This window comes from Chromobacterium sp. Ag138 (genome assembly GCF_055181315.1).
Window position 1 is genome coordinate 4,457,448 of sequence record NZ_JBUPWA010000001.1, and the last position, 20,907, is coordinate 4,478,354.

Genomic DNA, 20,907 nt, shown 5'->3' on the forward strand with positions numbered 1-20,907 from the left:
GAGCAAGGGGGGCGGCGTCTGCCTGAGCGTGGGAATTCATATCGCTTAATTCTAATGCACTTTGACGCTGCCGTCCTGTTGCGTTGTTTGTCCTATTGTTGACGAAAAATGACGACGCGGGCCCGCAGCCCGTTGCCGGCGGGGAAGAACGCTGGCTAGGATGGGCGAAGCGTTGAAAATATTGAACGCGATTTTGCCAAATCTTTATCACGAAAGGACGATGATCTTGCAGCAAAACCACCGGTTAAGCCGGCTAGGCCATTTCACTCGCGCCGCGGCCGACAGGCCGCTGCTCGCGGACCGCAGCTTGTTCCTATTGCAGGCCGCGCGCCGCCACACCCTGACCCATCATGCCCGGAGGCTGGGAAGCTCGGGCAAACACAGCTGACAGAGGATTTATGGATAGTGCCCATCTCATCAATCAATGGCTCGACGAACATCATATCACCGAGGTGGAGTGTCTGATTCCGGACATGACCGGCCTCGCCCGCGGCAAGATCGTGCCGCGCCACAAATACGACCCGGCCGTGGGCTTGCGACTGCCGGAAGCGGTGCTGTCGATGACAGTGACCGGCGATTACCCCGACCGCGACTTCACCTCCGTCGCCGACCCCGACATGAAGCTGCTGCCCGACCTCAGCACGCTGCGCCCGGTGCCCTGGAACAAGGAGCCCACCGCGCAGATCATCCACGATTGCTACAGCTTCGGCGGCGAGGCGGTGGATCTGGCGCCGCGCAATGTGCTCAAACGCATCCTGAAGCTGTACGAGGATCAGGGCTGGAAGCCGGTGATCGCGCCGGAGATGGAGTTCTACCTGGTGGAAATCCAGCCCGACGAGGACCTGCCGCTGCGTCCGCCGGTGGGGCGCACCCGCCGCACCGAGGCGGGGATGCAGAGCTTTTCCATCGACGCGGTTAACGAATACGACGACATCTTCGACGTGATGTACGACTGGTGCGAGGCGCAGGGCCTGGCGCTGGACACGCTGATCCATGAAATGGGCACCGCGCAGATGGAGATCAACCTGGACCACGGCGATCCGCTACAGCTGGCCGACCAGGTGTTCCTGTTCAAGCGCACCGTGCGCGAGGTGGCGATCCGCAACAATATGTACGCCACCTTCATGGCCAAGCCGATGCAGGGCCAGCCCGGCAGCGCGATGCACATGCACCAGAGCGTGGTGGACATCGCCAGCGGGCGCAACATCTTCAGCCTGGCAGACGGCCAGCCGTCGCCGGCCTTCCTGCACTTCATCGGCGGCCTGCAGCGCTACCTGCCGGCGGCGATGCCGTTCTTCGCGCCCTACGTCAATTCCTACCGCCGCCTCAGCCGCTACACCTCGGCGCCGATCAATCTCAGCTGGGGCTACGACAACCGCACCTGCGGCCTAAGGGTGCCGCACTCCGATCCGGAGGCGAGGCGGGTGGAGAACCGGCTGGCCGGCGTGGACGTCAATCCCTACCTGGCGATGGCGGCCAGCCTGGCCTGCGGCTACCTGGGCATGCGCGACAAGATCGATCCGTCCGAGCCGCTGTCCGGCAGCGCCTACGAGCAGCCGCACCAGCTGCCGCGTCACCTGGACGACGCCATCGACATGCTGCTGCGCTGCCAGCCGCTGGCCGAGCTGTTCGGCGGACACTTCGTGGAAACCTATGCGGCGATCAAGGAAGCGGAGTACCGCGAGTACTTCGACGTGATCAGTCCGTGGGAGCGCCGTTTCCTGCTGTTGCACGTCTAGCCGTACCGCGCCTTCCCGCCCTGCGGGCCGGAAGGCGTTTTTGCGCCAGGAGCCGGAAGCGTGTCCGGTCGGAGCGGGGAGAGGGGATGGCCGAATCCGGCCATGGGTGGAGCGGACACGCGCAGTTGATGCCCTGGACGGACATATTCTTCCAAGCGATCCAGCGAGCTGCACGCACCTTGCCCGCCGCCAGTGGCGCAAGCTGCACCCGGGGGGCAATGCGCAAGCGCTGGAAATCCGCGCGATGGAAGTGACTGGCAACCGTACTGGCGATGCCGCGATGTTGGCGGAGCTGCTGTCCCAGATTGCCGCAGTGGCGGCGCTGGCAACTGTGACGACGGATGGGGCGTACGACAGCTATTTATGTCACGCTGCGATTGTGGCGCGTGGCGTTGCGGCCATCATTCCGCCGCGTCGAAACGGCCAGTTCTGTAAAGGGAATGCCTTGGGCAAGCAGGCGCGTAATGAGTCGTTGCGCTCGGCGAAGTGCCTAGGGGCGAATGCTCTGGAAAAGTGGATAGGCTGCCATCGGCGCAGCCCGGATGAAACGAAGACGCGCGGTTTCAAGTGATTGCCAGACCGCGTCAAATCGCGGGACTTTGGCCGACGGGTGGCGGAGCTTCAAATCTGCGCAGCGATTCAGAAGCGCTTTACCGTCCTGGCCACGCCGCAAATGGCACGCATGCGATATGTCCGTCCGGGGCTGGGGCAACTCGGCCAGTAACAGACTTATGCGACAAACTTCTTGGAGGTTGAAACCCCGAGGGGTGCGAAAGTCCGAGCTTCCCGGGGAGAGCCCAATCCTGGAATGCAGTCGACGCGCAGCAGGCCGCGCGCGACTGATTTTATCTATCAGCCGTCACAACGCGAGCGCCGCTGCCCACCATCTGTCCAGCGTCGTCCGCCTACGGGAGAGAGCCGCAATGCACAAGAGCCGCCTGAGCAACATCATCATCGACTGCAAGACCGACGACATAGAAGGCGCGGCCAGGTTTTGGTCTGCCGCGATCGGGCGCGCCGCGCAAGCCGCAGACGCCGCTGATCCCTATCGCGTGCTCGAAGGACCGCCGGATGAGATGAAGATTCTGGTCCAGGCAGTAGGCCACGCGAGCCGCGTCCACCTGGACATAGAGACCAACGACGTCGAGGCGGAAGTGGCGCGCCTCGAAAGTCTTGGAGCAAAGCGGGTCGAGAAAATCCACACCTGGTGGGTGATGGAGGCGCCCACGGGACAACGCTTTTGTGTCGTGAGGCCGCAGCGGCCGGATTTTGAGGAGCGTGCCAATGTTTGGCAGCGCAGCGACGCCTAGGCCTTGGCTCGAGCCGAGGCGCTGCGTCCACTCGCCGCAGCGCCGCGGCTCAGCTCAAACCTTAGGCCCCATGCACTCCCTGTCCCACGCGGCCTAGAGGTGGGTTGAAGGGGGCTTCAGTCCAGCCTGGCCAGGCTTGCCGCCAGCATCGCCACGCCGTTGTGCTGTTGCAGCGGGTCGAAGTAGCTGAAGTTGAGCCGCATCGCGTTGAGCCTGGGCTGGGCATCGCGGAAGAACAGCGATCCAGGCGCGTAATGAATGCCTTGCTGCATCGCCGCCGGCAGCCGGGCGCGGCAGTCGCTGCCCTCGGGCAGCTCCAGCCACAGGAAGTAGCCGCCCTGGGGCGTGACCTGGCGGGCGCCGGCCGGCAGCTGGGCTGACAGCTGTTGGCTCAGCGCCAGCCAGTTGGCCTGCAGCCGGCTGCGCAGCAGGCTGAGCATGTCCTCGTGCTGGCCGCCGGACAGCAGCCGGGCCAGCGCCATCTGGCTGGGCAGCGGCGTGGACAGCGAACTGCACAGCTTCAGGCCCAGAATGCTGTCGCGGTAGCGGCCGGCGGCGATCCAGCCGACGCGGTAGCCCGGTGCCAGCGACTTGCTGAACGAGGAACAGTACAGCACGCTGCCTTTTTGGTCGTAGGCCTTCAGCGGCAGCGGCGCGCTTTCGCCGAAATACAGCTCGCGATAGGTGTCGTCCTCGATGATGGGCAGGCGGTGGCGGTCGGCCAGCGCCAGCAACGCGGCCTTGTCGTGGTCGCTCATCGTCAGGCCAGTGGGATGCTGGAAGTTGGCCATCGCCAGGATGCCGGCCGGCTGGTGCAGGAGGATCAGCTGCTCCATCCGCTCCAGGTCCAGCGGCTGGCCGGGCGGCGTGGCCAGCGTGTGCACGGTGACGCCCAACTGGTCCAGTTGGTCGAACAGCGCCGGGAAGGCCGGGGTCAGCACCAGCATCGCCTGGCTGCCGGACAGCTTGGTCACCGCGCGTATCGCCAGGTTCAACGCCTCCATGCCGCCGCAGGTGACCAGCAGCTCGTCGCCGTCCAGCTCCACGCCCTGGGCCAGGTAGCGCAGCGTCAGCTCGCGGCGCAGGCCTTCGTAGCCGGTGCTGGCGTTGCCGGACAGCGCGTAGCGGTAGTCGCGCAGCGCGCGGGTGAGGGCGCGGTTCAGCGGCGTGGTGTTGATCAGCGCCGGGTTCATGTAGGGGCAGCCCCAGGGCATGGGCAGCGCGCTGGTCAGGTGCTCGATGCGGATGCCGCTGCCGTCGCTGTTGAGCGGCAGGTTGCTGGGCAGCGCGCTGCTGCGCGCCAGCACGCGGAAGCCGGAGCGCGGCAGCGACTCGATCAGCCCCAGTTTTTCCAGTTCGGCGTAGGCGCGCTGCGCGGTGGTGATGCTGATCTTGTGGTCCTGGCACACCTTGCGCAGCGAGGGCATGCGGTCGCCGGCGCGCAGATGGCCCTGCTCTATCGCATGGCGGAAACGTTGGCTTAATTGGCCGGTTTTGTTCATATATTGTTTTCCTGACCCGGCTTACTCGCCGATGAAGCTGGATTTTTCCCTTATTGAAACGTCATCGTTCAGCGAGCGTATCACGAAGTGGATGCGATGCGAGCCGCGCGGCGCGCTTTCCGGCTCGACCTGCACGCGCACCGGCACGGTTTCGGTCTGGGCCGGCTTGACCTCGATCACCTGGCCCGGCCTCTCCATCCGGATGCCGGGCAGACCCTCGACCGATACCACGTAGCGTTGGGACTGTTCTGTCGTGTTGATCACCCGCAGGCTGTAACGGTTCTGCAGCAGGCCGTCGTCGGACTGCTCCACCAGGCTGGCGCGGTCGCGCAGCACATCCACCTTGAATGGCTTCTTCAGGACCAGCGCGGTGGTGGACATGGTGATGATGCCGGCCAAGAGGCAGGAGTAGATGACGATGCGCGGACGGTGGAAGGATGGGCCGCTCTTCGCCGGCTTGCCCTGCAGCGCTTCGGCGCTGGTGTAGCGGATCAGCCCGCGCGGCGACTTCAGCTTGTCCATCACCTGGTCGCAGGCGTCGATACAGGCGGCGCAGCCTATGCATTCGTACTGCAGGCCGTTGCGGATGTCGATGCCGGTGGGGCAGACCTGCACGCAGATGCCGCAGTCTATGCAGCCCTTGGTTTGGGCATCGCTCTTGGCCTGGGTCTTGCCGCGCGGCTCCCCGCGCTTGGCGTCATAGGAAATGACCAGGGTATGGTCGTCGAACATCGAGCCCTGGAAGCGGGCGTACGGACACATGTGCAAGCAGACCTTCTCGCGCAGCACGCCGGCCATCAGCCAGGTGAAGCCGCCGTAGAACAGCGTCCAGAACAGATCCCACGGCCCCATCTGCAGCGCGGCCAGTTCGCGCATCGGCGTGAAATAGCCGACGAAGGTCAGGCCGGTCCATAAGGAAAACGCGGCCATGATCGCCTGGGTTCCGCCTTTCTTGGCGAGCTTGCCGACGCTCATCGGCGCGGCGTCCAGCTTGCGGCGGGCGTTGTGGTCGCCCTGGATCGCCCTTTCTATCCAGATCATGATCTGGGTATACACAGTCTGCGGGCAGCTGTAGCCGCACCACAGCCGGCCGGCCAGCGTGGTCCACAGGAACAGCCCCAGCGCCGACACCACCAGCAGCGCCGCCAGGTAGATGAAGTCCTGCGGCCACAGGCTGATGCCGAAGATCAGGAAATGATGCTCCGCCAGATTGAAATGCACGGCTTGGCGGCCGTTCCACTGCAGCCAGGGCATGCCGAAGAACGCCAGTTGCGTCAGCACCACCATGCCGACGCGGACATTGTTGAAGCGGCCGCTGGTGAGCCGGGGATGGATCTTGATGGGGACGGGTTTGATTTCAGGCTTGGACATGGCTGCCACCACGCTATGAAGATGGCTATTTTTACTGCTGGGGATCAGTACAAACAATGAACAGGCAATGATGAAAATATCAGTACAGATGCCGCTGTATATTTACAGGAATTGATAGCGTGTTGGCATAATCGCCAATGGGCGCAAGCGTGGGCCCGATCGTAAACAGGGATGTCGCATACAGATTATCGGGAAAGGGGGATGGATGGATGCCAATATGGCCGCGGCGTTCGCGGTGTATCTGGTCGGAACGGCCAGCCCGGGGCCCAGCAATCTGGCCATCATGGGCGTGGCGATGGAGCAGGGGAGGAGCCGGGCCCTGTCGCTGGCGGCGGGGGTGGTGTTGGGCTCGGTTTGCTGGGGCATGTTCGCCGCCATGGGATTCGCGGAGCTGATGCGGAACAGCCTGGCGCTGGCATGGGGGCTGAAGCTGCTGGGCGGCGTCTATTTGCTATGCCTGGCCTGGCAGTCGGCCAGGCAGGCTTGTTCGGTCGATGCCGCGAAAGCAGGACCAGAATGGGTCGGTCTGTCTCACAAGCAGGCGCTGCTGCGGGGTTTGCTGATGCATCTGGGCAACCCCAAGGCGATTCTGGTCTGGCTGTCGCTGGTGTCGTTGGCTGCGCCCGCTGCCGGCGGCGGGCATGGCGCTCAGATGGTGGCGGGCTGCGCGCTGATCGCCGCCGGCGTGTTCTCAGCCTATGCGCTGCTGTTTTCCGCCGCGGCCGCGCGGCGCGCCTACCTGAGATCGAGGCGTTGGCTGCATGGCGCGCTGGCGCTGGCGTTCGCCTGGGCGGGCGTCAGGATGCTGAGGGGAGGGGCATGACCCTTTGCCGAAAAATGCGCCGACAGCGTTTGCCTCCGGCACGCATCGGCGATGCGCGCCAGCAAGCGCGCTGGCGCTCAGGGAGTGGGGGGATTGGTGCCGGCTTGCACGGCTGAGAAGTGGTTGACCACATCGGCCAGCCGCGAGGTGCTGTTGCGTATCTGCTCGATCGAACTGCTGGCCTCGCTGGCGTGTTCCTCGCCTTTCTGCGCCTTCACCAGCATTTCGTGGATGCTTTCGGTGGCGCTGCCGGTGCCGTTCTTGATGTCGTCTATCATTTCGGTCACCTCCTTGGTGGAGGTGCTGGTGCGTTCCGCCAGCTTGCGCACCTCGTCAGCCACCACGGCGAAGCCGCGGCCCTGCTCGCCGGCGCGGGCCGCTTCGATCGCAGCGTTTAGCGCCAGGAGATTGGTCTGATCGGCGATTTCATGGATGGTGTTGACGATGGTGGTGATGCGGCTGGTTTTCTGTTCCAGGTCTTCGATCAGCCGCGCCGACTGTCCGGCGCTGTCGGCGATCACGCTCATCGCCAGAATGGTATCCCGGATCACCTGTTGACCGTCGTTTGAGGCGCTGTCCGACGCCGCCGACAGCCGGTGCGCTTCCTGCACCAGGCGGAGATCTTGCTGGCGCGCGGTTTCCTGGTCGGTGATGTCGGTGGCGAACTTGATGACCTTGAACACCACGCCATCGTCGTCGAAGATCGGATTGTAGCTGGCCTCCAGCCAAATTGGCCGGCCCGATTTGTGCAGGCGCTCGAACCTGCTGGAGACGAACACGCCCTGTTTCAGCTGTTGCCACAGCTGCTCATAGGCGGGGCTGTGCACAAAGTCGGCGGGACAGAAGATGCGGTGGTGCTTGCCGATGATTTCCTCGGCGGCATAGCCGGTGGCGCCGAGAAAATTGGCGTTGGCGGTCAGAATGACGCCTTCCGGGGTGAACTCGATGACGGCCATTGAGCGCTCGACGGCTTGCATGATGTTTCTCGCCTCATGGGCGAGCTTGACCTCCTGGGTGACGTCCAGCGCGAACTTGATCACCTTGACCACCTGGCCCTGCTTGTCGTGGACCGGGTTGTAGCTGGCCTCCAGCCAGACGGTGCGACCATCCTTGGCGATGCGCCGGAACTGATCCTTGATGATGCCCCCGGTCCGCAACACATGCCAAAAGGCCTTGTATTCCTGGCTGGCGGCGAATTGCGGCAGGCAAAACATCCGGTGGTGCTTGCCGATGATTTCCTCGGCGCTGTAGCCCATGGTTTGCTCGAAATTGGCGTTGGCGGAGAGGATGATGCCGTCCGGGCTGAATTCTATGATGGCCATCGAGCGGTCCAGCGCGTCCAGCACGTTTTTTTGATTTTCCAGTTGCGCCAGGGCGTCATTCAAAGCGGATTTCAGTTTTTGATCGAACATCGTTTCATCCTCGCGGGATAGGGATGGTCGGGGAGGCAAGGCGCGCGTTATCGCTTATTTGGTGTATGAAAGATGGGTGAGATTAGTCAAGAAGAGTCTGGAGGGCCGCCCGGTTTCAGGCGGCAAATTCATGGCGGTGTGATGGGAAAGCGAGACGGCGCAGACGCTCTGGCGGCGATGGCCAGTCCAGGCTGCTTGGCGGGGCGTGGAATGGCGGCCGCCCCGGCCGGGGGGAGGACCCGCGGCGGCGCCGCGAACCTTCAGCGAGTCAGTTGCGGGAACAGCCGGTAAACGCCGTCGACGATGATTTCGACCGATACCGCCGCCAGCAGCATGCCCATCACCCGGTTGACGATGTTGATCCCGGTCTGGCCCAGCAGGCGGGACAGCGGCGATGCCAGCACCAGCGCGCCATAGCAGGTGACCGCCACCAGGAGGCCGCTGACCAGCAGGTAGACCACCTGCAGCCAGGAATGGGCGGTGCTGGCGTAGATGATCACGGTGGAGATGGTGCCGGGGCCGGTCATAAGCGGGATGGCCATCGGCACCACCGCGATATTGGTCTTGTGGCCGGCTTCCTCCCGTTCCTGCTTGGTGGTCTTGGTCGGGCCGGGCTTGGCGTTCATCAGCGCGATGGCGATCAGCATCACCAGGATGCCGCCGCCCACCTGGAACGAGCCGATGCTGATGCCCAAAAAGCGCAGCAGCGTTTCGCCCACCACGGCGAACAGGCTGAGCACGATGGCGACGGCGATGGCGGTGGTCTTGGCGATTTTCCGCCGTTCCTCCTGGCCGGCGTTGGGCGTCAGGCTGATAAAAATGGGAATGGCGCCCAGCGGATTGACCAGCACCAGCAGGGCGATGAAGATTTTTGCGATTTCGATTTCCATGATGATGGAGCTTACCTGTTAGTTCGATCCGCAACATTCGGCGTGGAGACGCAAACAACCATGGTTGCGTCAGGGAGATGGAAATATAAAAAAACCGGCGTCGCCGCCGGTTTCAGCATAGCGGAGCGCCGCCGCTCACGCCTTGGCCAGCAACAGTTCCAGCGTGCGGCGGTAAATGTCGGACAAGGGTTCCACGTCGGCGGCTTCCACGCACTCGTTCAGCTTATGGATGGTGGCGTTGACCGGGCCGAACTCCACCAGCTCGCGCGCGATGCGCTTGATGAAGCGGCCGTCCGAGGTGCCGCCGGTGGTGGACAGCTCGGCCTTGGCGTCGGCCACTTCGGCGATCGCCTGACCCAGCGCCTGGGTCAGCGCGCCCGGCGGTGTGATGAAGGGCAGGCCGGACAGCTGCCAGTGCAGCTCATAGCCCAGGCCATGCCTGTCCAGTATCCGGCAGACCCGCTCCTTCAGGCTGTCGGCGCTGCTTTCCGGCGAGAAGCGGAAGTTGAACAGCAGCTCGCAGTGGCCGGGGATGACGTTGGTGGCGCCGGTGCCGGCCTGGATGTTGGACACCTGCCAGCTGGTGGGCGGGAAGAAGGCATTGCCGTCGTCCCAGCGCGTGGCGGCCAATTCCGCCAGCGCCGGCGCCATCAGGTGGATGGGGTTCTTGGCCAACTGCGGGTAGGCGATGTGGCCCTGGATGCCGTGCACCACCAGCCTGCCGGACAGCGAGCCGCGGCGGCCGTTCTTGACGGTGTCGCCCAGGCGCTGCTCGGAGGTCGGCTCGCCGACGACGCAGTAGTCTATCGTTTCGCCGCGCGCTTCCAGCGCGTCCACCACTTTCACCGTACCGTCCACCGCCACGCCTTCCTCGTCCGAGGTGATCAACAGCGCCAGCGAGCCGGCGTGGCCGGGGTGCTCGGCGACGAAGCGCTCGCAGGCGGTGACGAAGGCGGCCAAAGACGCCTTCATGTCGGCCGCGCCGCGGCCGTACAGCAGGCCGTTGCGGATGGTGGGTTCGAACGGCGGGCTGTCCCATTTCTCCAGCGGACCGGTGGGCACCACGTCGGTGTGGCCGGCGAAGCAGAACACCGGGCCGGCGTCGCCCCTGCGCGCCCAGAAGTTGTCCACGTCGCCGTGGCGCATCTTCTCCACCTTGAAGCCGATGGCCTCCAGGCGGGCTATCATCAGCGCCTGGCAGCCTTCGTCGCGCGGGGTGACGGAATCGCGGCGGATCAGCTCGCGGGCGAGATCCAGCGTCGCGCTCATAGGCCGAAGCGCTCCGCCCAGTCGGCTTCGGAGAAGCCGACGCCGACCTTGCCGTTCAGGTCCAGCACCGGGCGCTTGATCACGGAAGTCTGCTCCCGCATCAGCGCGACGGCGCCGTCCGGCGTGTCGGCGGCGGCCTTGGCTTCATCCGGCAGCGCGCGCCAGGTGGTGCCCTGGCGGTTGACCAGCTTGGCCAGCGGCACCTGGGCGGCCCAGGCCTGCAGGCGCTCGGCGTCTATGCCCTGTTTCTTGAAGTCGTGGAAGATGTAGTCGATGCCGTTGTCGGCCAGCCATTGCCGGGCCTTCTTCACGGTGGTGCAGTTGGGAATGCCGTACAGGGTAATCATCGGGTGGGTTTACAGGTCCAGTTTGATGCTGTCGAAGCCGGCCGCGCTGGCGGGGCCGGATTTGCCTTTGCCGCTCTCCTTCGACTGATTGACCAGCCAATACAGATTGGTGGGAGAGTCGGCGTTCTTCAGTGCTTCGTCCAGGCTGATCCGTCCAGCCTGGTAGAGCTGGAACAGCGCCTGTTCGAAGGTCTGCGCGCCATCGCTCATGCTGCTTTCGATGGCTTCCTTGATTTTGTCCATCTCTCCGCCGCGAATCAACTCCGAAATGTGCGGCGTGTTGATCAGCAGCTCCAGCGCGGGGGTGCGGCCGCCGTCCAGGGTCGCCACCAGGCGCTGCGAGATCACCGCGCGCAGCGAGGCCGACAGGTCCATCAGCAGCGCGCCGCGCGATTCCGGCGGGAAGAAATTCATCACCCGGTTCAGCATGTGGTAGCTGTTGTTGCCGTGCAGCGTGGAGATGCACAGATGGCCGGATTGGGCGTAGCCGATGGCGTGGCTCAGCGTTTCCGGATCGCGGATCTCGCCTATCATCAGCACGTCCGGCGCCTCGCGCATCGCGTTCTTCAGCGCCCGCGTGTAGGACAGCGTGTCGAAGCCGATCTCGCGCTGGTTGACGATGGATTGGTCGTGGCGGAACAGGAATTCGATCGGATCCTCGATGGTGAGGATGTGGCCCTTGGTACTGCGGTTGCGCGCCTGCAGCATCGCCGCCACTGTCGAACTCTTGCCGGAGCCGGTGGAGCCGACCACCAGGATCAGGCCGCGCTTCAACTTGATCAGCTCCCCCAGCAGCGGCGGCAGCTCCAGTTCTTCCATGCTGGGGATGCTGGGCAGGATGTAGCGCACCACCATGCCGACCGAGCCGCGCTGCCAGAACACATTGACGCGGAAGCTGCCGAGGCCCGGCACCGGATGGCCCAGGTTCATCTCGCGCTCGCGCTCGAAAACGGCGGCCTCCTCCTCGCTCATCAGGCTGTAGGCCAGCTGTTTGACCATGTCCGGCGTCAGCGGCTTTTCGTTGACTGGCGTCAGCTCGCCGCCCAGCTTCAGCATCGGCGGGGAGAAGCTGGTCAGAAACAGGTCGCTGGCTTTTTTTTCGGCCATCAGCTTGAAGAACGGCAACATCAGCATGGAGCGCTCCGACAGGACGGGATGTCGATTCAGTTTAGCCGTCCGGCGCGGGCTTGCGTTTGTTCCGGATAAAACAAAACGCCGCCCGGGAGGGACGGCGTTGCCTGGGGCCGGCGGACGGTCAGGCCGGCTTGGCGGTTTCCTGGTCGCGCAGCGCGCGGCGCAGGATCTTGCCGACGTTGGTCTTGGGCAGCTCGGTGCGGAACTCCACCAGCTTGGGCACCTTGTAGCCGGTGAGGTTTTCGCGGCAGTAGCGGATGATGTCCTTGTCGGTGAGGGCGGGGTTCTTCTTCACCACGAATACCTTGACCACTTCGCCGGACTTATCGTCCGGCACGCCGATGCAGGCCACTTCCAGCACGTCCGGATGGCCGGCCACCACGTCTTCGATCTCGTTGGGATAGACGTTGAAGCCGGATACCAGAATCATGTCCTTCTTGCGGTCCACCAGCTTGACGTAGCCTTCTGGGGTGATCACGGCCATGTCGCCGGTGGCGAGGAAGCCGTCGTCGCCCAGCACCTTGGCGGTTTCGTCAGGCCGCTGCCAGTAGCCGCGCATCACCTGCGGGCCGCGGATGCACAGCTCGCCCTGTTCGCCCATGGCTACCGGCTTGCCTTCGGCGTCGCGGATCTCGATCTCGGTGGAGGGTACCGGCAGGCCGATGGTGCCGTTGTATTCCTTCAGGTCCATCGGGTTGATGCAGGCGGCGGGACTGGTCTCGGTCAGGCCGTAGGCCTCCACCAGCGGCACGCCGGTGACGGACTTCCACTTGTCGGCCACCGCCTTCTGCACCGCCATGCCGCCGCCCAGCGTCAATCGCCAGCTGGAGAAATCCAGCTTGGAGAATTCCGGGTTGTTCAGCAGCGCGTTGAACAGTGTGTTGACGCCGGTGATGCAGGTGATCGGGTATTTGCGCAGCTCCTTGACGAAGCCGGGGATGTCGCGCGGATTGGTGATCAGCACGTTCAGTGCGCCGATCTCGGTGAACACCATCAGGTTGGCGGTCAGCGAGAAGATGTGGTACAGCGGCAGCGCGGTGACGATCACTTCCTGGCCTTCGCGCACCAGCGTGCCGACCCAGGCGCTCGCCTGCAGCATGTTGGCGACGATGTTCCGGTGCAGCAGCACCGCGCCCTTGGCCACGCCGGTGGTGCCGCCGGTATACTGCAGGAAGGCGATGTCGTCGTGGGTCAGCGCCACCTTGGTGTAGGGCTTGGCCGCGCCGATGGACAGCGCGTCGCTGAAGCGGATGTGGCCGGGAATGTGCCAGGGCGGCACCATCTTCTTGACCTTGCGCACCACGAAGTTCACCAGCGCGCCCTTGAAGACGCCCAGCATCTCGCCGATGGAGGCGATGACCACGTTTTTCACCTGGGTGCGCGGCAGCACCTGCTCCAGCACGCCGGCGAAGTTCTCCAGGATGACGATGGTTTCCGCGCCGGAATCCTTCAGCTGGTGCTCCAGCTCGCGGGGGGTGTACAACGGGTTCACGTTGACCACCGCGCCGCCGGCGCGCAGCGTGCCAAACACGGCGATCGGGTATTGCAGCAGATTGGGCATCATCAGCGCGACGCGGTCGCCTTTTTTCAGGCCCAGCCTGTGTTGCAGGAAAGAGGCGAATCGGCCGCTGAGCGCGTCCAGCTCAGCGTAACTGAGCACCTTGTCCATGCAGGCCATCGCCGGCCGGCCGCTGAATTTCTTGACGCTGCGGTCGAACACCTCGGTTACCGACTGGAACTGGTTGATGTCGATCTCGTGGGCGACGCCGGGCTGGTAGTTTTTGAGCCACACCTTATCCATAAATCCGGGTTTCTCCGTCGTGCGGGTTTTAGCGAGCTTCGCCGCGGCGGGCGCGGACGAGCGTTTTGCGAGTCGCTATTTAATAGTTGTTGTTGTCGGCCTGACGGCCTATTGCGATCAAACCGCAGTTTGATCCGCGGTAATGTATCGCAACTGAAATCGTCTCGCAAAGTTGTCTGGCATGCGGCGGCCTCCGCACCGGGGCCGGGCGGCCGCGCCGGTTTTCTTTTTTGCGGAAATAGGTTACAATCGCAGCGGTTAGGGATGGGCGTTTCGCCCATTTTTTATTTGTGGAAAAAGCAATGGATGTTCGTTTGCTGCTGGAAAACACCCTGCAGGGTCTGGGCTATGAGCTCGTCGATTTCGAAATGACCCAAGGTGGCGGTTTCCGCGTATTTATCGATAAGCCCGGTGGCATCACCGTGGAAGACTGCGTGCTGGTGAGCAATCACCTGACTCGGCTGTTCATGGTCGAGAACGTGGATTACGAGCGTTTGGAAGTGTCTTCGCCGGGCCTGGATCGCCCGCTGAAGAAGGAGGCCGATTTTGTCCGCTTCTCCGGTCAGCTCGCCAAGATCAAGACGCGGATGCCGATCGAGCAGCAGAAGAAATTTACCGGTCGTCTTGCCGGGGTCGAGGACGGCTCCGTGAAGCTGGATGTGGATGGCCGCATCGTGGAGATTCCGTTCGCCAACATCGACAAGGCTCGTATCGAGCCTGAGTTTTGATGTCTGGACGGCGATAGCCCGCGCTAAAGGACAAAATTCGGAGAGGAATGCATGAGTCGCGAGATTTTGTTGCTGGTGGATGCCCTGGCGAGCGAAAAGAATGTCAGCAAGGATGTGGTGTTCTCCGCCCTTGAGATGGCGCTTGCCTCGGCCACCAAGAAGAAGTTTACCGATGACGAAATGGATGTGCGCGTCGAAATCGACCGCCATACCGGGCAGTACCAAACCTTCCGCCGCTGGACGGTGGTGGAAGACGAGCTGTTGGAATCCGAGAGCCGGGAAATCGGCCTGATCGACGCGCGCGACCGCGATCCACGCATCGAGCTGGGCGCCGTCATCGAAGAGCAGATGGAAGCCGTCGAGTTCGGCCGCATCGGCGCGCAGACCGCCAAGCAGGTGATCCTGCAGCGCATCCGCGACGCCGAGCGCGAACAGCTGCTGAACGAATTCCTGCAGCGCCGCGAGCACCTGGTGATCGGCACCATCAAGCGCATCGAGCGCGGCAATGCCATCGTCGAGTGCGGCAAGCTGGAAGCCGTGCTGCCGCGCGATCAGATGATTCCGAAGGAAAACCTGCGCGTGGGCGACCGCGTGAAGGCTTACCTGCTGCGCATCGATCGCCAGGGCCGCGGCCCGCAGCTGATCCTGTCGCGCACCGCGCCGGAATTCCTGGTCAAGCTGTTCGAGCTGGAAGTGCCGGAGATCGAGGAGGGCATGCTGGAAATCCGCGCCGCCGTGCGCGATGCCGGCATGCGCGCCAAGATCGCCGTCAAGGCCAATGACGCCCGGATCGACCCGCAGGGCACCTGCATCGGCATGCGCGGCTCCCGCGTCCAGGCCGTGACCCAGGAGCTGGCGGGCGAGCGCGTCGACATCGTGTTGTGGGCGCCGGAACCGGCGCAGTTCGTGATCAACGCGCTGTCGCCGGCGGAAGTGAGCCGGATCATGGTTGATGAAGACAATCACAGCATGGACGTGGTCGTCGAGGAAGAGCAGCTGGCGCTGGCCATCGGCCGCAGCGGCCAGAACGTCAAGCTCGCCGCCGAGCTGACCGGCTGGTACCTGAACATCATGACCGTGACCGAAGCGGAAGAGAAGCACCTGGCCGAGGACGCCGCGTTGCGCCAGCTGTTCGTCAGCGCGCTCGGCGTGGACGAAGACACCGCCGCCAAGCTGGTGGCGGAAGGCTTCGCCGCGCTGGAAGAGGTGGCCTATGTGCCGTTGGAAGAAATGCTGGAAATCGAAGGCTTCAACGAGGAGCTGGTGGGCGAGCTGCGTAGCCGCGCCCGTGATGCGCTCCTGACGCAGGCCATCGCGTCCGAAGAGCAGGTCGAAAATGTATCCGACGACCTGAAGGACGTTGAAGGCCTGGATGCCGAGCTGGTTCGCAAGCTGGCCGCAGGCGGTGTGGCCACCCGCGATGATCTGGCCGACCTGGCCGTTGACGATCTGGTGGACATGACCGGCATGGAAGCGGAAGCTGCACGCGCAATCATCATGAAGGCGCGCGAACACTGGTTCAACCAGTAAGGCTTTCTCGGGAAGTATTTACGGAATTTGGGAAGACGCATGGTTTTGACGAATGTAAAACAATTTGCCGGTGAGATGAATCTCACGCCGGAACGCCTGCTGGAACAGCTGAAGGCAGCCGGAGTGAGCAAGCGCTCGCCGGATGACACCCTATCGGCGCAAGACAAGTCCCAGCTCCTGGACTACCTGAAACGTTCGCACGGCGCGCGCGATGACTCCAACATCACTCTGACTCGCAAGTCTACTTCCGAAGTGAAGAAGGCGGACGGCAGTACGGTGACGGTCGAGACTCGCAAGAAGCGCGTGGTGGTTCGTCCGGATGACGCGCCGCGAGCCGAGGCTGCCAAGCCGGCCGAGCCGGCGCCTGTCGCCGCCGCGCCGGTAGAGGCCAAGCCGGAACCGAAGCCGGAGCCGAAGGTCGAGGCCAAGCCGGAACCGAAGCCGGAACCGAAGGTCGAGGCCAAGCCCGAGCCTAAGCCGGAAGCCAAGCCGGAGCCGAAACCGGCCGCCGCGCCGGCCCCGCGCACCGTCGCTTCGATCCTGTCGCCGGAAGAAATCGCCTCTCGCGAAGCCGAAGAGAAGCGCCAGGCGGCTTTCCGCGCCCGTCAGGAAGCGCTGATGCGCGAAAAGATCGAGCGCGAAGAGCGCCGCCAGGCCGCCAAGCTGGCCGCGTCGCAGCCCGCGCCCGCGCCGACTCCGGCCCCGGCTGCTGAGCCGCAGCGCGAAGAGCGCCGCGCCGCGCCGGCCGGCGATCGCAATGCCCGCCCGGCGGGTGACCGCGGTCCGCGCCCGGCAGGCGACAACCGTGGCCCGCGCCCGGCAGGCGCCGGCGATCGCGGCCCGCGTCCGGCAGGCGACAGCCGCGGTCCGCGCCCGGCAGGCGACAATCGCGGCCCGCGTCCGGCAGGCGCCGGCGATCGCGGCCCGCGTCCGGCCGGCGACAGCCGCGGCCCGCGTCCGGCTGCTCCCGGCGTTCCTGGCGCTCCCGTTGTTCCGGCTACCGTTGCCGGACGTCCGGATGCCAAGAAAGGCGGCGGCAAGAAGGGCGGCGAGCGCAACTGGGACGACAAGAAGAAGGGCGGCCGCGGTCTGAAGACCAAGGGCGGCGACGCCGGCAGCGACTGGAAGTCGCGCGGCAAGGGCCGGCACAAGCAAGGCAACAACCAGCATGCCTTCCAGGCGCCGACCGAGCCCATCGTGCATGAGGTTCTGGTGCCGGAAACCATCACCGTGGCCGAATTGGCTCACCGCATGGCCGTCAAGGCCGTGGAAGTGATCAAGACGCTGATGAAGATGGGCATGATGGTCACCATCAACCAGGTGCTGGACCAGGAGACCGCGCTGATCGTGGTCGAGGAAATGGGCCACATCGGCAAGGCCGCCCAGGCGGACGATCCGGAAGCCTACCTGGAAGTGACCGGCGGCGAGACCGTCGAAGTGGTCGAGCGTCCGCGTTCCCCGGTGGTGACCGTGATGGGCCACGTGGACCACGGCAAAACCTCGCTGCTGGACTACATCCGCCGCGCCAAAGTGGCGGCGGGCGAAGCCGGCGGCATTACCCAGCATATCGGCGCCTACCACGTGGAAACCCCGCGCGGCATGGTGACCTTCCTGGATACCCCGGGTCACGAAGCGTTTACCGCGATGCGTGCCCGCGGCGCCAAGGCCACTGACATCGTGGTGCTGGTGGTGGCTGCCGACGACGGCGTGATGCCGCAAACGATCGAAGCGATTCACCACGCCAAGGCCGCCAAGGTGCCGATGGTGGTGGCGGTCAACAAGATCGACAAGCAGGGCGCCAACGTCGAGCGCATCCGCCAGGAACTGGTATCGCATGAAGTGGTGCCGGAAGACTGGGGCGGCGACACCCAGTTCGTCGAAGTGTCCGCCAAAATGGGCACCAATATCGACGGATTGCTGGAAGCCATCCTGCTGCAAGCTGAATTGCTGGAGCTGAAGGCGCCGGTGGAAAGCCTGGCCAAGGGCATCATCGTCGAGGCCCGCCTCGACAAGGGCCGCGGTCCGGTCGCCACGCTGCTGGTTCAGTCCGGCACGCTGAAGAAGGGCGATGTGGTGCTGGCAGGCACGTCGTTCGGCCGCGTCCGCGCCATGATGGACGAAAACGGCAAGGCGATCGACTCGGCCGGTCCGGCCATCCCGGTGGAAATCCTGGGCCTGTCCGACGTGCCGCAAGCCGGCGAAGACGCGATGGTGCTGGCCGACGAGAAGAAGGCGCGTGAAATCGCCCTGTTCCGCGCCGGCAAGTTCCGCGACGTGCGTCTGGCCAAGCAGCAAGCCGCCAAGCTGGAGAACATGTTCGCCCAGATGTCCGAGGGCGAGGTGCAGACCCTGTCCGTCATCATCAAGGCGGATGTCCAGGGTTCGTACGAAGCGCTGGCGGGCAGCCTGCAAAAGCTGTCCACCGAGGAAGTGCGCGTATCCATCCTGCACTCCGGCGTGGGCGGCATCAGCGAGTCCGACGTCAACCTGGCGATCGCGTCGAAAGCCATCGTCATCGGCTTCAACACCCGGGCCGACGCCGCCGCGCGCAAGCTGGCGGAGAACGAAGGCGTCGACATCCGTTACTACAACATCATTTACGATGCTGTGGACGAGGTGAAGGCCGCGCTGTCCGGCATGCTGGCTCCGGAGAAGAAGGAACAGATCCTGGGCACCGTCGAGATCCGTCAGGTGATCACGGTCTCCAAGGTGGGCAACATCGCGGGTTGCATGGTGACCGACGGCATGATCAAGCGCAGCGCTTCGATCCGTCTGATCCGCAATCACGTGGTGGTGCACACCGGCGAACTGGAATCGCTGAAGCGCTTCAAGGACGACGTGAAGGAAGTGAAGCAGGGCTACGAATGCGGCCTGATGCTGAAGAACTTCAACGACATCCAAGAAGGCGACCAGCTGGAAGCGTTCGAGATCGTGGAAATCGCGCGCTCCCTGTAATCGGGACGCCTGGGGCGGGTGCTTCGTCGGCCGGATGGCCGGCGGGCGCTCGCCCTTTTCGCATATGCGCCGCGAAATCCTTTCCGCGAGGAGCGGGGCGCGGCTTGCGGCTGCAAGAGCCTGTTCAAGGCCTCCGCCGGCATTGGCCGCTTGCGCCGGAGCGGAAAATGTTGAACAGGCTCTCCGAGCCGCTAGAACAGAACTGGAAGTGACATGGCCAAAGCCAAAAAAGGTTTTTCCCGCTCGGACCGCATCGCCGAGCAGATCCAGCGCGAGCTGGCCGAACTGACCCGCAAGGGCCTGAAGGATCCGCGTGCAGGCTGGATCACCATCACCGCGGTGGAAGTCACCCGCGATTATTCGCACGCCAAGGTGTATTACACCGTGATGGTCGAGAGCACCCGCGAGGCCACTCAGGAAGCGCTGGACAGCTCCGCGGGCTATCTGCGCAACGAGCTGGGCCGCGCGATCAAGATGTTCAGCATGCCGCAGCTGCATTTCGTCTATGACGACTCGGTGGAGCGCGGCATGCATCTGACCAGCCTGATCAACCAAGTGGCGCGCGAAGACGCGGAAAAATTCGGCGCGCAGGCCGAAGGCGACGCCGGCGAGGACGAGGGCAAGGCCGAATGAGCAAGCCGCGCAGCAACCGCCGCCACATTGATGGCGTGCTGCTGATCGACAAGCCTTACGACATTTCCAGCAACAACGCGCTGCAAAAGGCGCGCTGGCTGCTGAACGCCGCCAAGGCGGGCCATACCGGCGTGCTCGATCCGCTGGCCACCGGCCTGCTGCCGGTGTGCCTGGGCGAGGCCACCAAGTTTTCCTCTTACCTGCTGGACGCGGACAAGGGCTACCGCGCCACGGTGAAGTTCGGCGCGGTGACCACCACCGGCGATGTCGAGGGCGAGGTGGTGTCCGAGCGTCCGGTCGCTTTCGACCGCGATGCGCTGCTGGCCGAGATGGCGCGCTTCACCGGCGAGATCAGCCAGGTGCCGCCGATGTATTCGGCGTTGAAGCATCAGGGCAAGCCGCTGTACGAATACGCGCGCGCCGGCATCGAAGTGCCGCGCGAGGCGCGCCAGGTCGTGATCCGCAAGCTGGAGTTGGTCAGCTTCGATGGCGATACCGCGGTGATGGACGTGCTGTGCAGCAAGGGCACCTATATCAGGACCCTGGCCTGCGATATCGGGGAGGCGTTGGGTTGCGGCGCCCATCTGACCGGCTTGCGCCGCACCGCGACCGGTGGTTTCGGCCTGGATGAGGCGCACACGCTGGCGGCTCTGGAATTGCTGGACATGCCGGCGCGCGAAGCCTTGCTGATGCCGGCGGACGTGCTGGTGATGCATTTTCCGCAGTTGGAGCTGGCCGACGGCGAGATCGGCAAGTTTCTTCAGGGCCAGCCCGTGCGTTTTGAACAAAAGTGTGAGAAAATGCAGCGTTTCCGGGTTTGCCAACAGTCTTCCCGGAAATTCGTGGGGCTGGGCGAGGCTCGCGGCGATGGCCGCCTGCATCCGATCCGGCTCCTGGCGAACCAGGCGGCGACGTCCTGATTCGCCGCTTACCGAAGTGTGGAATGGGTTGGGTCTTCCGGCTCGCCGCACTTGTCGGGTTTTCAAACCCCTATTGAAACGGAGTAATCCAAATGGCAATGACCGCCGCTCAAAAAGCAGAAATCGTCAAGGGCTTCCAACGCGCTGAAGGCGACACTGGTTCGTCCGAAGTTCAAGTCGCTCTGCTGACCGCACGCATCAACGACCTGACCCCGCACTTCAAGGCCAACACCAAAGACCACCACAGTCGTCGTGGTCTGCTGAAGCTGGTCAGCCGTCGTCGTCGTCTGCTGGACTACCTGAAGCGCACCGACGCTGAAGGCTACCGCGCGCTGATCGCCCGTCTGGGCCTGCGCAAGTAATCGGTACACGGTTCTGAAAAAGTCGCAGCTCGCTGCGACTTTTTCACACCGACAGCTGTGCGAGTTCAACTATCGTGACAACGGGGGGAGCCTCTACAAATTCCGATCATTCACCAGGTCAGAATTTTTAGGGGTTCCCGTTGTTTTATCTGCTCGCGCATTTTCATCAGTGAACCAAAGA

At 64.0% G+C, this 20,907-nt stretch carries 19 protein-coding genes; 11 read left to right on the forward strand and 8 right to left on the reverse strand.

The features are described from left to right. Positions 1-160 precede the first annotated feature (160 nt). The 4 genes from ACY3GB_RS20795 (at position 161) to ACY3GB_RS20810 (ending at position 3,049) form a co-directional block, all read left to right on the forward strand. Positions 161-388, forward strand: coding sequence for a hypothetical protein (locus ACY3GB_RS20795; RefSeq protein WP_463090401.1), 228 nt, complete (start codon positions 161-163; stop codon positions 386-388). A 10-nt stretch (positions 389-398) separates the two neighbouring features. Next, a complete protein-coding gene (locus tag ACY3GB_RS20800; RefSeq protein ID WP_021477177.1) occupies positions 399-1,739 on the forward strand; it encodes a glutamine synthetase family protein in 1,341 nt (446 codons plus the stop codon). A 106-nt stretch (positions 1,740-1,845) separates the two neighbouring features. Further along, entirely contained in the window at positions 1,846-2,310 is a 465-nt protein-coding gene (locus ACY3GB_RS20805) for a transposase (protein WP_463090970.1), read from the forward strand. Positions 2,311-2,662: 352 nt separating this feature from the next. Beyond that, positions 2,663-3,049, forward strand: a complete 387-nt coding sequence (locus tag ACY3GB_RS20810; protein ID WP_463090402.1) for a VOC family protein — start codon at positions 2,663-2,665, stop codon at positions 3,047-3,049. 116 nt (positions 3,050-3,165) lie between these two features. Here ACY3GB_RS20810 and ACY3GB_RS20815 read toward each other — a convergent pair whose 3' ends face one another. Both ACY3GB_RS20815 and ccoG read right to left on the reverse strand, forming a co-directional pair. Further along, complete coding sequence (locus ACY3GB_RS20815; protein WP_463090403.1) at positions 3,166-4,551, reverse strand: aminotransferase-like domain-containing protein; 1,386 nt, start codon at positions 4,549-4,551, stop codon at positions 3,166-3,168. A gap of 21 nt (positions 4,552-4,572) precedes the next feature. Continuing rightward, positions 4,573-5,922 carry a cytochrome c oxidase accessory protein CcoG gene (gene ccoG / locus ACY3GB_RS20820; protein WP_463090404.1) on the reverse strand — a complete coding sequence of 450 codons (1,350 nt, stop codon included), beginning with the start codon at positions 5,920-5,922 and terminating at the stop codon, positions 4,573-4,575. A gap of 217 nt (positions 5,923-6,139) precedes the next feature. On the opposite strand from ccoG, the gene ACY3GB_RS20825 reads away from it, so the two are divergent. Then, positions 6,140-6,745 carry a LysE family translocator gene (locus tag ACY3GB_RS20825; RefSeq protein ID WP_463090405.1) on the forward strand — a complete coding sequence of 202 codons (606 nt, stop codon included), beginning with the start codon at positions 6,140-6,142 and terminating at the stop codon, positions 6,743-6,745. 77 nt (positions 6,746-6,822) lie between these two features. Here the strand turns inward: ACY3GB_RS20825 and ACY3GB_RS20830 are convergent, their stop codons facing one another. From ACY3GB_RS20830 to ACY3GB_RS20855, 6 genes are all read right to left on the reverse strand, one after another. Continuing rightward, positions 6,823-8,157, reverse strand: a complete 1,335-nt coding sequence (locus ACY3GB_RS20830) for a methyl-accepting chemotaxis protein (RefSeq protein WP_463090406.1) — start codon at positions 8,155-8,157, stop codon at positions 6,823-6,825. Positions 8,158-8,417: 260 nt separating this feature from the next. Then, entirely contained in the window at positions 8,418-9,047 is a 630-nt protein-coding gene (locus ACY3GB_RS20835; protein ID WP_463090407.1) for a MarC family protein, read from the reverse strand. 135 nt (positions 9,048-9,182) lie between these two features. Next, a complete protein-coding gene (gene dapE, locus ACY3GB_RS20840) occupies positions 9,183-10,316 on the reverse strand; it encodes a succinyl-diaminopimelate desuccinylase (RefSeq protein WP_463090408.1) in 1,134 nt (377 codons plus the stop codon). Further along, positions 10,313-10,663 carry an arsenate reductase gene (locus ACY3GB_RS20845; protein WP_463090409.1) on the reverse strand — a complete coding sequence of 117 codons (351 nt, stop codon included), beginning with the start codon at positions 10,661-10,663 and terminating at the stop codon, positions 10,313-10,315. Before ACY3GB_RS20845 ends, dapE begins: the two co-directional genes overlap by 4 nt. 9 nt (positions 10,664-10,672) lie before the next feature. Beyond that, entirely contained in the window at positions 10,673-11,797 is a 1,125-nt protein-coding gene (locus ACY3GB_RS20850) for a PilT/PilU family type 4a pilus ATPase (RefSeq protein WP_463090410.1), read from the reverse strand. A 121-nt stretch (positions 11,798-11,918) separates the two neighbouring features. Continuing rightward, the gene (locus ACY3GB_RS20855) at positions 11,919-13,598 is read right to left on the reverse strand and encodes a long-chain-fatty-acid--CoA ligase (RefSeq protein WP_463090411.1); all 1,680 of its coding nucleotides are present in this window, start codon (positions 13,596-13,598) and stop codon (positions 11,919-11,921) included. A gap of 302 nt (positions 13,599-13,900) precedes the next feature. Between ACY3GB_RS20855 and rimP the strand changes: the two genes are divergently transcribed. The 6 genes from rimP to rpsO all read left to right on the forward strand — a co-directional run bounded on the left by rimP (position 13,901) and on the right by rpsO (position 20,726). Continuing rightward, entirely contained in the window at positions 13,901-14,326 is a 426-nt protein-coding gene (rimP, locus tag ACY3GB_RS20860; protein ID WP_021477167.1) for a ribosome maturation factor RimP, read from the forward strand. Between the two features lie 51 nt (positions 14,327-14,377). Next, complete coding sequence (nusA, locus tag ACY3GB_RS20865) at positions 14,378-15,856, forward strand: transcription termination factor NusA (protein WP_463090412.1); 1,479 nt, start codon at positions 14,378-14,380, stop codon at positions 15,854-15,856. A 39-nt stretch (positions 15,857-15,895) separates the two neighbouring features. Continuing rightward, positions 15,896-18,811 carry a translation initiation factor IF-2 gene (infB, locus tag ACY3GB_RS20870; RefSeq protein WP_463090413.1) on the forward strand — a complete coding sequence of 972 codons (2,916 nt, stop codon included), beginning with the start codon at positions 15,896-15,898 and terminating at the stop codon, positions 18,809-18,811. A gap of 213 nt (positions 18,812-19,024) precedes the next feature. Next, on the forward strand, positions 19,025-19,444 hold the full coding sequence (rbfA, locus tag ACY3GB_RS20875) for a 30S ribosome-binding factor RbfA (RefSeq protein ID WP_463090414.1): 420 nt from the start codon (positions 19,025-19,027) through the stop codon (positions 19,442-19,444). Beyond that, a complete protein-coding gene (gene truB / locus ACY3GB_RS20880; protein ID WP_463090415.1) occupies positions 19,441-20,364 on the forward strand; it encodes a tRNA pseudouridine(55) synthase TruB in 924 nt (307 codons plus the stop codon). Before rbfA ends, truB begins: the two co-directional genes overlap by 4 nt. 92 nt (positions 20,365-20,456) lie before the next feature. After that, positions 20,457-20,726 (forward strand): 30S ribosomal protein S15, encoded by a 270-nt coding sequence (rpsO, locus tag ACY3GB_RS20885; RefSeq protein ID WP_021475822.1) that lies wholly within the window; start codon positions 20,457-20,459, stop codon positions 20,724-20,726. Positions 20,727-20,907 lie beyond the last annotated feature (181 nt).

Bases quoted from the DNA above. Each gene is read 5' to 3' on its own strand.
- ACY3GB_RS20825 (WP_463090405.1), top strand. From the start codon at position 6,140: ATGGCCGCGGCGTTCGCGGTGTATCTGGTCGGAACGGCCAGCCCGGGG.
- ACY3GB_RS20815 (WP_463090403.1), bottom strand. From the start codon at position 4,551: ATGAACAAAACCGGCCAATTAAGCCAACGTTTCCGCCATGCGATAGAG.
- truB (WP_463090415.1), top strand. From the start codon at position 19,441: ATGAGCAAGCCGCGCAGCAACCGCCGCCACATTGATGGCGTGCTGCTG.
- ACY3GB_RS20835 (WP_463090407.1), bottom strand. From the start codon at position 9,047: ATGGAAATCGAAATCGCAAAAATCTTCATCGCCCTGCTGGTGCTGGTC.
- ACY3GB_RS20855 (WP_463090411.1), bottom strand. From the start codon at position 13,598: ATGGATAAGGTGTGGCTCAAAAACTACCAGCCCGGCGTCGCCCACGAG.
- infB (WP_463090413.1), top strand. From the start codon at position 15,896: ATGGTTTTGACGAATGTAAAACAATTTGCCGGTGAGATGAATCTCACG.
- rbfA (WP_463090414.1), top strand. From the start codon at position 19,025: ATGGCCAAAGCCAAAAAAGGTTTTTCCCGCTCGGACCGCATCGCCGAG.
- ACY3GB_RS20810 (WP_463090402.1), top strand. From the start codon at position 2,663: ATGCACAAGAGCCGCCTGAGCAACATCATCATCGACTGCAAGACCGAC.
- dapE (WP_463090408.1), bottom strand. From the start codon at position 10,316: ATGAGCGCGACGCTGGATCTCGCCCGCGAGCTGATCCGCCGCGATTCC.
- ACY3GB_RS20845 (WP_463090409.1), bottom strand. From the start codon at position 10,663: ATGATTACCCTGTACGGCATTCCCAACTGCACCACCGTGAAGAAGGCC.
- ACY3GB_RS20850 (WP_463090410.1), bottom strand. From the start codon at position 11,797: ATGCTGATGTTGCCGTTCTTCAAGCTGATGGCCGAAAAAAAAGCCAGC.
- ccoG (WP_463090404.1), bottom strand. From the start codon at position 5,922: ATGTCCAAGCCTGAAATCAAACCCGTCCCCATCAAGATCCATCCCCGG.
- rpsO (WP_021475822.1), top strand. From the start codon at position 20,457: ATGGCAATGACCGCCGCTCAAAAAGCAGAAATCGTCAAGGGCTTCCAA.
- nusA (WP_463090412.1), top strand. From the start codon at position 14,378: ATGAGTCGCGAGATTTTGTTGCTGGTGGATGCCCTGGCGAGCGAAAAG.
- ACY3GB_RS20830 (WP_463090406.1), bottom strand. From the start codon at position 8,157: ATGTTCGATCAAAAACTGAAATCCGCTTTGAATGACGCCCTGGCGCAA.
- ACY3GB_RS20800 (WP_021477177.1), top strand. From the start codon at position 399: ATGGATAGTGCCCATCTCATCAATCAATGGCTCGACGAACATCATATC.
- rimP (WP_021477167.1), top strand. From the start codon at position 13,901: ATGGATGTTCGTTTGCTGCTGGAAAACACCCTGCAGGGTCTGGGCTAT.
- ACY3GB_RS20795 (WP_463090401.1), top strand. From the start codon at position 161: ATGGGCGAAGCGTTGAAAATATTGAACGCGATTTTGCCAAATCTTTAT.